The organism is Burkholderia sp. Bp8963 (assembly GCF_003854275.1).
Taxonomy (GTDB): domain Bacteria; phylum Pseudomonadota; class Gammaproteobacteria; order Burkholderiales; family Burkholderiaceae; genus Burkholderia.
This window is the reverse complement of record NZ_QTQP01000060.1, coordinates 1-12,050: the sequence shown is the minus strand read 5'-3', so window position 1 is coordinate 12,050 and position 12,050 is coordinate 1. Positions and strand designations below refer to the sequence as shown.

12 protein-coding genes are annotated in these 12,050 nt (G+C 55.6%); 6 read left to right on the top strand and 6 right to left on the bottom strand.

All coding sequences use genetic code 11. The annotated features are described in order from the left end of the window. Window positions 1-31: 31 nt before the first annotated feature. From DID96_RS32175 to DID96_RS32150, 6 genes are all read right to left on the bottom strand, one after another. Window positions 32-277 carry a plasmid pRiA4b ORF-3 family protein gene (locus tag DID96_RS32175; RefSeq protein ID WP_260464090.1) on the bottom strand — a complete coding sequence of 82 codons (246 nt, stop codon included), beginning with the start codon at window positions 275-277 and terminating at the stop codon, window positions 32-34. 249 nt (window positions 278-526) lie between these two features. Continuing rightward, window positions 527-2,062 (bottom strand): class I adenylate-forming enzyme family protein, encoded by a 1,536-nt coding sequence (locus tag DID96_RS32170; RefSeq protein ID WP_124603249.1) that lies wholly within the window; start codon window positions 2,060-2,062, stop codon window positions 527-529. After that, entirely contained in the window at window positions 2,055-2,852 is a 798-nt protein-coding gene (locus DID96_RS32165; protein WP_124603248.1) for an SDR family oxidoreductase, read from the bottom strand. Before DID96_RS32165 ends, DID96_RS32170 begins: the two co-directional genes overlap by 8 nt. Next, window positions 2,852-3,199, bottom strand: a complete 348-nt coding sequence (locus tag DID96_RS32160; RefSeq protein ID WP_124603247.1) for an EthD domain-containing protein — start codon at window positions 3,197-3,199, stop codon at window positions 2,852-2,854. Before DID96_RS32160 ends, DID96_RS32165 begins: the two co-directional genes overlap by 1 nt. 17 nt (window positions 3,200-3,216) lie before the next feature. Next, window positions 3,217-4,173, bottom strand: a complete 957-nt coding sequence (locus tag DID96_RS32155; RefSeq protein WP_260464086.1) for an enoyl-CoA hydratase/isomerase family protein — start codon at window positions 4,171-4,173, stop codon at window positions 3,217-3,219. 37 nt (window positions 4,174-4,210) lie between these two features. After that, entirely contained in the window at window positions 4,211-5,392 is a 1,182-nt protein-coding gene (locus tag DID96_RS32150) for a porin (protein WP_124603246.1), read from the bottom strand. Between the two features lie 429 nt (window positions 5,393-5,821). Between DID96_RS32150 and DID96_RS32145 the strand changes: the two genes are divergently transcribed. The 6 genes from DID96_RS32145 to DID96_RS32120 all read left to right on the top strand — a co-directional run bounded on the left by DID96_RS32145 (window position 5,822) and on the right by DID96_RS32120 (window position 11,682). Continuing rightward, the gene (locus DID96_RS32145; RefSeq protein WP_260464089.1) at window positions 5,822-7,138 is read left to right on the top strand and encodes an FAD-dependent oxidoreductase; all 1,317 of its coding nucleotides are present in this window, start codon (window positions 5,822-5,824) and stop codon (window positions 7,136-7,138) included. 59 nt (window positions 7,139-7,197) lie between these two features. Next, a complete protein-coding gene (locus DID96_RS32140; RefSeq protein WP_124603244.1) occupies window positions 7,198-7,650 on the top strand; it encodes a Zn-ribbon domain-containing OB-fold protein in 453 nt (150 codons plus the stop codon). Between the two features lie 4 nt (window positions 7,651-7,654). Further along, window positions 7,655-8,806, top strand: a complete 1,152-nt coding sequence (locus tag DID96_RS32135; protein ID WP_124603243.1) for a thiolase family protein — start codon at window positions 7,655-7,657, stop codon at window positions 8,804-8,806. 42 nt (window positions 8,807-8,848) lie between these two features. Beyond that, the gene (locus DID96_RS32130) at window positions 8,849-10,033 is read left to right on the top strand and encodes an acetyl-CoA C-acyltransferase family protein (protein WP_124603272.1); all 1,185 of its coding nucleotides are present in this window, start codon (window positions 8,849-8,851) and stop codon (window positions 10,031-10,033) included. Between the two features lie 23 nt (window positions 10,034-10,056). Beyond that, on the top strand, window positions 10,057-10,905 hold the full coding sequence (locus DID96_RS32125; RefSeq protein ID WP_124603242.1) for a 3-hydroxybutyryl-CoA dehydrogenase: 849 nt from the start codon (window positions 10,057-10,059) through the stop codon (window positions 10,903-10,905). A 168-nt stretch (window positions 10,906-11,073) separates the two neighbouring features. Then, window positions 11,074-11,682 carry a TetR/AcrR family transcriptional regulator gene (locus DID96_RS32120; RefSeq protein ID WP_124603241.1) on the top strand — a complete coding sequence of 203 codons (609 nt, stop codon included), beginning with the start codon at window positions 11,074-11,076 and terminating at the stop codon, window positions 11,680-11,682. Window positions 11,683-12,050: the final 368 nt, after the last annotated feature.

Genomic DNA, 12,050 nt, shown 5'->3' with positions numbered 1-12,050 from the left:
CGTAAGCATCAAACGGAGGCTGTCTTGACGTTCAGAACTTGACCTCGGAGAGCTGCTGATTGGTAAGCGCGAGGTCGAAGGCAATGGGATCGAAGTTGCCGCCACACCACTCGAGGAAGTGGTCGTGCTCCTCGTGCGTCGGATCGCCGATCGCTTCGAGGAAGTCGGCATATCCCGGCACTCCACCGACGTCCTCCGGCGGACACGCATTCTGCTCGTCCAGGCACAGCGGCCGGCGCATGTCTGGATCAGGCACGAGTGCCTTCTCGACCTTGATCTGTATTAGCCGGGACTCGATCTGACAGGTAGTCGGACCGACAAAGCACGAGTCATCAATGGGGTCGAGTGCTGCTGACGTGCAGACAGGCGCATGTCCGGCATCTGGCCGCGAATCTCGCGTTCAACAACATACATCGCCTCAATGCGGTGCAGGTCACAGAGCCCCAAAGGCTCATTCTCGACCCGCACCATCAAATGCCGTGACCAAACATCCAGGCGTCCCATTGTATTGCTTAGAGCGCTCGAACTAGCTTGCGGTCAGCAGGGCAATAGCATTTTTCTGCAAGGTCTTCCTGTCGACCTTGCCGGTAGTGGTGACAGGCATTGTGTCGATAATCACAAGATGCTCAGGCCACTTCTTCTTCGTCAGCCCGATAGCTTCCATATGAGACGTCAAATCCGACAGTTGCAACGTCGGGAATCCTGTCCGGATTACACAGATAGCGCAAGCTTGCTCACCGAGCTTCGAGTGTGGCACACCGACGACAACCGCGTCTTCGATGGCAGGGTGCTTGAGCACAGCGGCTTCGACTTCTGCTGGGTCAACGTTGTATCCGCCGCGAATGATCTGGTCCTTCAAGCGGCCAACAACCTTGATATAGCCATCTTGGCCGACAACGATTTCATCGCCGGTCAGGAAGTAGCCGTTTTCCGTCAGTCGATACTCCTGGCTGCCGAGTCCTTCTGCGTATTTGAGGAACAGCGACGGTCCCTTGACACCTGCTTGACCGCGCTCACCGACGGGCAAAGGGTTGAATTGAGCGTCGAGGGCTTGATCCTGAGTGCCGGGGAAGGGCTTGCCATCCGAGTTTTGACGTACTTCCAGCGAGTCCGTGGGCAGGGCGCTGCAATGACCCATGCACTCGGACATGCCGTACATACGCAATACCGGAATGCCAAGCAGTTCGTCGGCGTCTGCAATCAGTTGCGAGGTCATAGCCGAACCACCGACTGCGAGAGCTTTCAGCGGGCTACGCTTCGACCACTGGCCAGAACGAGCACACTCGACCATTGTGTGCAGGTGCGTCGGAACACACATACCCCAACGGCAGTTATGCGCGTCCATGAGCTCCAGCGCACGGCGAGGGTCCCACGCATCAACGATGATCAACGGATGGCCCAGCGACAGGCTGAAGTGCAGCGTGAACGTGAAACCGGGTGCGCTTCCGAGGGGCACTACGCCGACAATCGCATCACCGGGCTCGAGACCGGCAATCTTGGCACAGGCGCGCGTAGCGTAATTCATCCCGGACACAGAGTGCATCACACCCTTTGGGATACCCGTCGTGCCGGAAGTGAAGGCGATAAGCGCGGCCTTCTTGTCGGCTTCGTCCCACGTGCGATCTTGACGTTCGCACAGAGTGAGGTAGAGGCCTTCGACGCTGGGGATGGCCCTTGCGTCGACTTCTGACGAACCGATTATCGCTACGTGACCGAGACGCTGTTCGATGACACTGCGTTCTGATTTGCCGAGATCCGGCGTATAGGGACAGGCAACGGCACCAACGCTGGAGATCGCGAGCGCTGCGGCGAGTATATTCGCAGTCTTGCGGCCTTCGACCATCACGCGGTCGTGAGCACCGACACCGCTTGCGCTAAGTTCTTTAGCGATCAGAGTCGCTCGCTCGTAGAGTTCCGAGCGACTCCATTCGCGAGCTGTGCCGTCCACGGCGGCGAGTGCCTGTGAGTCTGCTTCGTGCAGCGCTTTGAACTGCTGCCAAAGCGAGGCGTCAGTCCAGGCTAGCCCATTGGCTGTATATTCTGTAATTCGGTTGTTAAGCAATTGTCTGCCCCCCGTCTACGATATATGTTTGTCCGGTAATAAATCCGCCAGCGTCAGACGCCAGTAGTGCGACCGTACCCGTAAGTTCGATGGGTTTGCCGAACCGACGCAGGAGGATGTCATTAAGCAGTTTCGCTTTCTGATCCTCGGGAACAGTTTTCGTCATTCCAGTTTCGATAGAGCCGGGAGCAATTGCGTTCACACGAATGCCGTGCGCGGCCCACTGCGCAGCGAGATTGCTTGTCAGATGGACAATCGCAGCCTTGCTTGTTGTGTACGGAACGACTTGTCCTTTGTCTGGCGTGTAGGACAGATATGCGCCGACGGAGGCGACATTGATGATCGAACCGCCCTGGCCGCGGGCAATCATGTGGCGAGCAACATGACGGCAGGCCAGGAAGGTGCCCGTCACGTTCACGTCCATCACCTTCTGCCAGCCCGAGAGGGGAATGTCCTCAGGCAGGCCCCACCACGAAGCGCCTGCGTTGTTGATCAGAATATCGATCCGACCCAGTTCTTCGACAACTCGGGCAACGGCGGCCTCCACTTCAGCTTCGTTCGAGACATCGCAGCGCAGGCCCAGCGTCCGCACACCGAAGCGAGGTCCGATGTCGTTTGCCACGGCCTCGCATTCTTCTACTTTGCGAGACATGAAGACTACGCTACAGCCGAGGTCAGCGAGTGCTGCGCCCATCGCGGCGGCCATATCACCGCGACCGCCATTGATGACAGCAACGCGACCGTCCAGGCGAAAACTTTGAGCGACGAAACCTTTTTCAAGAGTGGACATTAGTTGCGCTCCTTAGGAGCGTGAAGAGCAAACATATCTGCTTCTTCAGTAATCAGAGCAATACGCTTGCCCTTCATACGGCCCACGTGAGCAACTGCATCTTTCCACTCTTGCGATACAAATGCTGCATCGAGTGTCGCGCGATCCGGGAACGTCAGAACCGCGTGACCGTCGTATGCGGGCCCTTCAGGGTGATCGTAGTCGTGCACAATCACCCCATGGCGATATGCCTGCAAGCCCGGCAATTTCCGGCCATACGCGGCATGTTCACCTCGCCACCAAGTTGTGAACTGCTCAACAGTCCACTCGGGCGGGCGAGAGGCCAAAATTACAAGGCTTACAGTCATTGTCGTTCTCCGGCTGCTTACTTACCGATCCACTTCGGCTGACGCTTTTCCAGGAACGCGCGCACGCCTTCCTTGGCGTCTTCCGAGTGGTGGACGACGTTACATGTCATCGTTTCGAGCGTGATCAGGCTGTTCGTGTCCGCGTCGAGGCCACGGTTGACGGCCATCTTCGTCATCCACATGCAGAACGGCGACTTGTCGATCAGCGGTGCGCAGAAGTCCTGGATCAGCTGGTCGAACTCAGCGCGCGGTGCGCATGCGCTCATCAGGCCCCATTCGACGCATTCCTTGCCCGTCAGCAGCTTGCCCGTGAGCATCAGTTCCTTCGACTTGCGCGTACCGATCATGCGCGGCAGACGATAGATCGGGCCTGCACCGCCGAAGAGAGCACGGCGGATATGGAAGTCACCAACCTTGGCTTCTTCCGTTGCGAGTGCAAAGTCGCACGATATCATGAGTTCGAAACCGCCGGCGACTGCGTAACCATCAACAGCCGCGATGGTCGGCTTTTTCATGTTGAAGATCTTGTCGTACGTACGTGCCGAGTCGATTGCGAGTTGCAGCGACGTGGACGTTTCTTGCAGCACCGGGCCGACGAGCTTGCCGAGGTCAGCGCCTGCGCAGAACGTGTTTGCACGACCACGGAACACGACGGCGAGAACGTTGCTGTCTTCCGCTGCGCGATCAACGGCAGCTTCGAGATCCTTCAGCAGTTGCGGGCTCACGCAGTTGCGAACGTGCGGGCGATTCAGCCAAATCGTGGCGATGCCGTTGTCAGCAACTTCGTACTGGATCACGTCCTTCTCTTGGTTCACTTCGCTCATGTCAGTTCCTGTGATAGTCATAGTCATAACAGTGCAGTGTTGGATGCTGGCTTTTCCCCGAAGGGAGTAGAGCCGTATCCTAGAACTCGACCGACCGTGCGGTCGAGTAGTAAATTTACCACCGCTACTCGCAAAGTCAATACTAATCATTGCAAACAGCGAAGAGGATCCTGAGGGGGCTTATAGATTAGAAGCGGTGACGAACGCCAATAGTCACGCCAAGCTGGTCTTTCGCACCTTGCGTGAGGTAGTAAGCATCGATGTTGCTGTTACCCGTGTTATCCATGTCTTCAGCTGCGTGACGGGCATATGATGTGACGAAGTACAGGTCGGTGCGCTTCGACAGGAGGTAGCTAGTGAAGAAGCTGATTTGCCACGGGTTGCCGATACGACCATCAGCTGCGGTAGCGCTCGTCTTCATCGTTGAAAGACGATTGTAGTAGAGGCCGAGACCGCTCCTGATGAAGGGTGTGAAAGAGTACTGAGCACCAGTCCAGAAGTAGTCGCCACGATAAACAACATGGTTGTTCTGGTCTGTGGTACGCCCATAGCTGTAACCACCCATGAGTTTCAGGTCGCTTGTGATCATATAGCTACCACCAACAGCGATCTTTGTAGCATTCCAGTTTTCGCCGGTACCCGTAGTCGACATTGACGGGAAGAGTTGGTCAACGCCGAACGCCAACAGCATCGGGCCGTCCGTATAGGTAGCGCCGATACCCCATGCCGTGTTGTCGTGGAAGTGACCGGGGATCTGACCGTTGCCGCTGTTGGCGACCGGACGTCCATTGAAGTTCACTTGAGCCGCGCTAAAGCTGTAGTGACCTTCGACCATCACCTTGCCGAAATTGCCGACATACTTGATCGAACTGTCTTGACGGTAGTTGCTACCCGTTTCTACAGTGACCGGCTCGTACATAGTTGCCAAATTGATCGGCCCAAGCGTTGCCATAACTTCGAGCAGCGTTGTGTACTGACGACCGAGCGAGATAGCGCCCCAGTTAGCGGACTTAAGTCCGACGAAGGCCATACGGCCAAACATACGGCCGCCCTGTTGGAGCTGACCGGTGGTCAGGCCGAAGCCGTTCTCAAGCTGAAAGAATGCCGACAGGCCGCCGCCGAGGTCTTCGTTGCCCTTGAAGCCCCATCGCGAGTTCGACAGGCCGCCGCTCGAATTCAGGGACCAACGATTACCGCCTGGCTTCGGAACGGGAAGGCCGTTTGCATCCAGGCTGGGCGCGCCCGATGCTTGGTGAGTGACGAATTCAAGAGGGGCATCTACGACGCCGTACATCGTCATGCTGGATTCTGCGCGCGCTGCTTGAGCAAACGAAGCAAGTGCAGTCAAAGCGAGAAGCGTTTTTTTCATGTTTATATGTCTCCAAATCTTCAAACTATTTTTTGGAAATTCTGGCAACCATAAACGTAAAGCATGCGGCTAACGGTCGCGCTCAGGGAAAGATTCGTTGACGGACATGGACGCGACCGCTCATCTCTATAATGCTCTGCACATCTAATCAGTGACTCTATTGATTAGATAAATTGACCACACCGCTACTGCGGTAATCGAGCAGGTGGCGAATCTACTTGACGCCAATAAAAGGTGTCAACAAGGGTAACTATGAGGTTACCTGTCTGTAGGCCGCGGTGCCTGGCGCGTACGTCGTCACAGTTGACGCCCGACCAGTCGGTCGAGTAGCATTGGTTGCTATGAGATGCGATCTCAGGCGTGGGTGTCAAGCAGTTTTTCAATCTGAATCTACATAGATCTGAAGGAGGCAGCGTGAGTCACGAAACAATGGAGTGCGACCTCTTGGTCATCGGCTCTGGCATGGCGGGACTGTCTGCCGCTGGCTGGGCAGCTGAGCGAGGCGCACGCGTTGTCGTAGTTGAGAAAGCGTCGACGCGAGGTGGCTCGGCTGTGTTGAGCGGAGGCGTTCTTTGGACAGCGACTTCAGCTTCCAAGATGTCGATGTATGGCTGCGGAGATCCCAAGTTGGGCGATGTCGTGCTCGATACCTATCCTCAGGCGCTCGCTTGGATACGCTCACGTGGCATTCAGGTCAGTCCTGCGATGAACGTCCTGCATGGCCGTGGCTACGCAGTCGATCTGATCCACCATCTGGACGACTGCATTCAGATGGTAGAAAAGGCGGGGGGCTATATCGTATACGAGACAACGACCGAAACGCTGCTCAAGGACGACGCAGGGAAAGTTATCGGGGCTCGCACTGTATGCGCCGATGGCACTGTAGACGTCATCGCTACAAACACTATTCTGGCTACGGGCGGTTATCAGGGCTCGCCCGAACTCCGTGCACAAAACATCCATGGAAACGCGCGCAACCTTCTCCTGCGCTCCAACCCGGTTTCGCAGGGTGATGGTATCCGTCTGGGCACCGAGGCCGGTGGCGTCTTCAACAAGAACAACAAGGGCTTCTACGGCCACTTGGTGACGAAGAGCCGGAACTGGGGAGAAGAACGCTACTATACGGGTCTCAGCCAATACCACAGCGACCACTCGCTGCTGTTCAATGAACAGGGCTTCCGTTACTGCGATGAAACTGAAGGCGATCATACGAACACGTATCGCACGGTTTTCGAATCCAATGCACGCGCTATCCTGCTCTGGGACAAGCGTATTCAGGAAACGTACGCGACGGCTCACGTTGTGCTTTCTGCGCCCCCGCTGGATAAATACAAGGTCGCTATCGAGAACGGTGGTGAAGGCGTACACACGACAGACATTGTTGAACTGGAGAGGTTTGCGACGGCTCACGGCTTCGACGGCGCGCAACTCGTGAGGAGCCTTGCTGAGTATCAAGAAGGCTCGACCAATGGTTGGGAGAACTTGAATCCTCCGCGACGTGAATCGGCTATCCCGCTGGATGGCGAGTACTACGCTCTCGTAGTGTATCCAGCTATCACATTCACGTTCGGCGGTCTGATGATCGATACCGATGCCCGCGTGCTCAAGGACGATGGCTCTGTGCTTCCGGGTCTTCTCGCAGCAGGTTCGGATGCCGGTGGCGCATACGGTACCGGCTACGCGGGTGGTCTTGCAATGGCTATGACGTTCGGTATCACGGCAGCTCAAACAGCTGGTTGGAAATAAGTACTGCAGCTCAGGTAGTTGTGAAGACTACCTGAACCACTCGAGAAAACGGCCTAAACATGAATGCTGACAATTTTGTACTAGCCTGCCCATCATCAATTGAGCGCGATGTACATGGCACGGCGACTCTAGTAGGGAATCAGTGTGCTGACTGTGGTGAAACCTATTTCCCCGGTGCGTCTGGGTGTACGCGCTGCACTGGCACGAATCTAAATCGATTTAATTTTGGACGTCACGGAACCTTGTGGACGTGGACGATCCAGAGCTTCTTGCCCAAGACGCCCTACAACAGCGGCGAGACCGATGCTAGTTTCAAGCCCTATGGTGTTGGATATATTGAAATGCCTAGTGGTATCAAGATCGAGAGTCGTTTGTCTGTTGCTGACGCCGATAAGTTGAAAATCGGAATGTCGATGACGATGTCGCTCGAAACCTATGGGAAAACGCCTGAGGGCGCTAACCTCGTGACGTTTGTGTTCTCGCCAGCAGAATCTGATATCGAGGGGGGTTAAGGCAATGAGTAACGATGTCGCGATCATCGGCGTCGGCATGCACCGATTCGGGCGCTTCGATGGTGTATCGGGTCGAGCACAGGGCGCTCATGCTGTGCGAGAGGCGCTTAAAGACGCAAGTATTACGTGGGATCAAGTTCAGGTTGCATACGGCGGTTCGCAGGACGCGGGCAACGCGGATGCGCTTGCTAACGATCTGGGTCTCACTGGCCTGCCTTTCGTCAACGTAGCTAATGGTTGCGCGACGGGCGGATCATCTCTCGCAGCCGTCATTGCCGCGATTCGGTCGGGTTCGGCTGACATTGGTGTTGCTGTTGGTTTCGATAAGCATCCGCGTGGGGCTTTCAATCCGTTGCCTAAAGACTGGGGTCTCGAGGACTGGTACGGTGAAACTGGTTTGATGCTCACTACTCAGTTCTTCGCGATGAAGACTCGTCGCTATATGCACGAATACGGCATTACGGATGATGCCCTGATTCGGGTGGCTCAACGTGCATCGCGCAACGGAGCACTGAATCCTAACGCATGGCGTAGGCAAGAACTCGATTACGAACAAGTCGCTGAATCGAGCGCCGTGAGCCTGCCTCTTCGCAAGTTCATGTTCTGCAATCCAGCAGAGGGTGGTGCAGCGATCGTCCTGTGCTCGGCTAAGCTGGCAAAGAAGTATCAAGCTAATCCCGTGATCATCCGCTCGGCGGCAGTCAGGACCCGTCATCACGGTTCGTTCGAAGTCTTCAGTCCCGCACTGATGGCGCAACAGGTGTCAGCTCCGACAGTGACAGCTTCTAAAGCAGCGTTCGAGGAAGCGGGCGTCGGGCCAGAAGATATCAACGTCATCCAATTGCAGGATACGGATTCCGGGTCGGAGATCATCCACATGGCGGAGAATGGTTTTTGTGAGCACGGCGAGCAAGAAAAGTTGCTCCGCGAAGGCGCTACGGAAATCAACGGCCGCCTGCCTATCAATACGGATGGCGGATGCCTGGCGAATGGCGAGCCTGTTGGCGCTTCTGGCTTGCGTCAGGTAATCGAAATCAGTTTGCAACTCCGCGGTCAGGCAGGTGCGCGTCAGGTGCCGAATAACCCGAGACTGGGTTATACGCACGTATACGGTGCGCCCGGAGTGAGCGGCGTCACTATTCTCGAACGCGGTTAACCGCTGGTGCTCAACAGCTATCGCAACAGAACAGGATTGAAGATGGATCGTGAAATCTTTGTAGTTGGAGCGGCACGTACCGCTATCGGAACCTTTGGCGGCTCGCTCAAGGACGTTGAACTCACTACGCTCGGCACAACTGCTGTCCGCGCGGTGCTGGAGCGTAATTCCGTGCCGGCTGACGCTGTCGGTCACGTGGTGATGGGCAACGTCGTCCCGACCGCTCCCCGTGATGCCTACCTGTCGCGAGTTGTTGCTATCGATTCGGGTATGCGAGAAGACACCCCGGCATTTAACGTGAATCGACTTTGCGGTTCGGGTCTGCAAGCTATCATTAGCGCGGCTCAGTCGATTGCTCTCGGTGACTGCGAAGTCGCTGTTGGCGGCGGTGCTGAATCCATGTCGCGCGGCCCTTACATCGTTCCGGCTGCTCGCTGGGGACAACGCATGGGCGATACGGGTATGGTCGATTACATGAACGGTATTCTTCATGACCCGTGGCAGAAGGTGCATATGGGGATTACCGCTGAGAACGTCGCCGCGCGCTATGGCATTACGCGCGAACAACAAGACGAACTCGCAGCTGAAAGCCAACAGCGTGCACTGAATGCTATTCGTGAAGGTCGCTTTAAGGACCAGATCGTCCCTGTCGAGATAAAAACGCGTAAGGGTGTAGTAGCCTTTGACACCGACGAGCACGCAAAGGCTGATGTCACCGTCGAGTCGCTGTCGCAGATGAAGCCCGTGTTCAAGAAAGATGGCGGCACTGTTACCGCAGGTAACGCCTCGGGGTTGAATGATGGCGCGGGTGCTGTCGTTCTGGCCGAGGGGCGTGCCGTGAATTCGCTGGGCTTGACCCCGATAGCTCGACTCGTGGGCTACGCTCATAGCGGTTGTGAGCCGCTGTATATGGGTATCGGCCCGGTCTTGGCAACGCAACGAGTGCTGTCTCGTACCGGTCTGTCGATTAACGATCTGGATGTCATCGAAGCTAACGAGGCGTTTGCCGCACAAGCTCTGGCAGTGACTCGTGAACTGGGCTTCGATCCAGCTCGCGTCAACCCGAACGGTTCGGGTATCTCGCTAGGCCATCCGGTAGGTGCTACCGGCGCGATCATTACGACTAAGGCTATCGCAGAGCTTAAGCGCACTGGTGGTCGTTACGCACTCGTCACCATGTGCATCGGCGGCGGGCAGGGTATTGCAGCGATCTTCGAACGCGTTTAACCCCATATAAAGGTACGCTGAACATGAGCAACAAGATTATTGGTGTAGTCGGTGCGGGTATTATGGGCAATGGCATTGTCCAAGTCGCAGCCGCAGCAGGCTTCAACGTCGTTATGCTCGATGTGTCGGACGCAGCATTGGAGCGCGGCCTGTCCACGATTAGCAAGAGCCTCGACCGTCTGGAGCAGAAGGAGAAGATTAGCGCCGAAGAGAAGACCGCTACTCTTGGCCGTATCAAGACTACGGTGACGTATTCCGACCTCTCGCGTGCTTCGATCGTCGTTGAAGCTGCTACCGAGAACGCGGACATCAAAGCGAAGATCCTCAAGTCGATTGACGAGTCAGTGGGCTCGACGGCCGTGATTGCCACGAACACGAGTTCGATCTCAATTACCAGGCTCGCGTCTAAGGTCTCGAATCCGGGCCGTTTCATCGGTACGCACTTCTTCAATCCAGTACCGGTCATGACACTTGTCGAACTGATCGCAGGCCTCCAGACGGATGGCCCGACGCTCGATGTGGCGAAGGACTTCGTTGAGACTATCGGCAAGACGGCGATTGTGGCTAAAAACAGCCCGGGCTTTGCCGTCAACCGTATCTTGGTCCCGATGATCAACGAAGCCATTTTCGCGCTCCAGGAAGGACTGGCTTCAGCCGAAGACATCGACAAGGGCATGAAGCTCGGAGCGAATCACCCTATCGGCCCGCTCGCACTCGCAGACTTGATCGGCCTCGACACGTTGCTGATGGTGCAAGAGGTGCTGTACGCGAGCTTCAACGATTCTAAATATCGACCGGCGCCGTTACTTCAGGAAATGGTCGATGCCGGATATCTGGGGCGCAAATCAGGTCAGGGTTTCTATCAGTATTAAGGGGCTGACTGCTCATAGTCCGACTCTTTGAAAGTAGAATCACAGACCTCTACATCATCATGTAGACGTCTTCCCTTTGTGCTCGGGACTAGTGGGTAGGCTTTGTGCAAGGTAGTTCTTGTGCACTATTTACGAGTGCGCCAGATAAAAGACGAGAAAACTAAGGAAATGAAGGATAAAGCCAAGGCAACAATGACAGCCGAGCACAGCGAGAAAAGACTGAAGATCTTCGATCACTGTGCCGACCTGTTTGACAAGGTGGGCTACCACAAGATGACTATGCAAATGTTAGCCGACGAAGCTGGCATGGGCAAGCCCACGCTTTACCACTACTTCCCTAGTAAGGCTGCGATTCTCTTTGAAATGCACCAGGCGCACATGGAGCTTCTGATAGAGGACCTGGAAGATGCGAGCGATGGGTGTACGCATGCAGCATCATTGCTGATTAAAGCCTGTACCTCGACCTTGCGTCAAATTTCTGAGCATCCTGGATATGTGCGAGCGTTCATGGATCACTATGGTGATCTGCAAAATGAACATCGTGGGCAGATTCGCAAACTACGCGACAAGTACCTTAAGCGTATTCGCAAAATTATCACTGACGGCATTTCTTCTGGTGCCTTCCGTGACAATGATCCTGATATCACCGTCTTTGCTTTCTTGGGGATTTGCAACTGGGCCTATAAGTGGTACCCGCGCATGGCCTCAGAGCGCCCGCCTGCCGAGATGGCCGAAAAACTTTGCCAAGTCATCCTCGATGGCCTGGTAGCTAAGTGAGGTTTCGGTCAAAGCCCTGCGACGTAAAGTCTGCGGGGCTTTTTTTAGGTTCATCGACGATTACCGGGGAACGCGGCGCGGATCCTGATGAAGAAGTATTCCTCGTCGCAGTATCCGTAAGCTCCCTCTGGGCATTTAATTAGCTTTATATAACCGGGGTTGTGCGCATGTCGTTATACACAACGTCCTTGTTGTTCGGCGACGGCGACGAAGCCCGTTTACTTTCAATGACATAGAGCGACGCTTGTAAACTGTCGGCGTTTCGCGTTTACTCTCCGCTTTTGAGCGGACGCCTTGGTCACGGAATCGACGCCCTGGACACAAACGGAATTCGAGCAACTGGACCTTGGCGACGCGCGCCTGAACAA

Bases quoted from the DNA above. Each gene is read 5' to 3' on its own strand.
- DID96_RS32150 (WP_124603246.1), bottom strand. From the start codon at position 5,392: ATGAAAAAAACGCTTCTCGCTTTGACTGCACTTGCTTCGTTTGCTCAA.
- DID96_RS32135 (WP_124603243.1), top strand. From the start codon at position 7,655: ATGAGTAACGATGTCGCGATCATCGGCGTCGGCATGCACCGATTCGGG.
- DID96_RS32125 (WP_124603242.1), top strand. From the start codon at position 10,057: ATGAGCAACAAGATTATTGGTGTAGTCGGTGCGGGTATTATGGGCAAT.
- DID96_RS32130 (WP_124603272.1), top strand. From the start codon at position 8,849: ATGGATCGTGAAATCTTTGTAGTTGGAGCGGCACGTACCGCTATCGGA.
- DID96_RS32145 (WP_260464089.1), top strand. From the start codon at position 5,822: ATGGAGTGCGACCTCTTGGTCATCGGCTCTGGCATGGCGGGACTGTCT.
- DID96_RS32155 (WP_260464086.1), bottom strand. From the start codon at position 4,173: ATGATTAGTATTGACTTTGCGAGTAGCGGTGGTAAATTTACTACTCGA.
- DID96_RS32120 (WP_124603241.1), top strand. From the start codon at position 11,074: ATGAAGGATAAAGCCAAGGCAACAATGACAGCCGAGCACAGCGAGAAA.
- DID96_RS32165 (WP_124603248.1), bottom strand. From the start codon at position 2,852: ATGTCCACTCTTGAAAAAGGTTTCGTCGCTCAAAGTTTTCGCCTGGAC.
- DID96_RS32160 (WP_124603247.1), bottom strand. From the start codon at position 3,199: ATGACTGTAAGCCTTGTAATTTTGGCCTCTCGCCCGCCCGAGTGGACT.
- DID96_RS32140 (WP_124603244.1), top strand. From the start codon at position 7,198: ATGAATGCTGACAATTTTGTACTAGCCTGCCCATCATCAATTGAGCGC.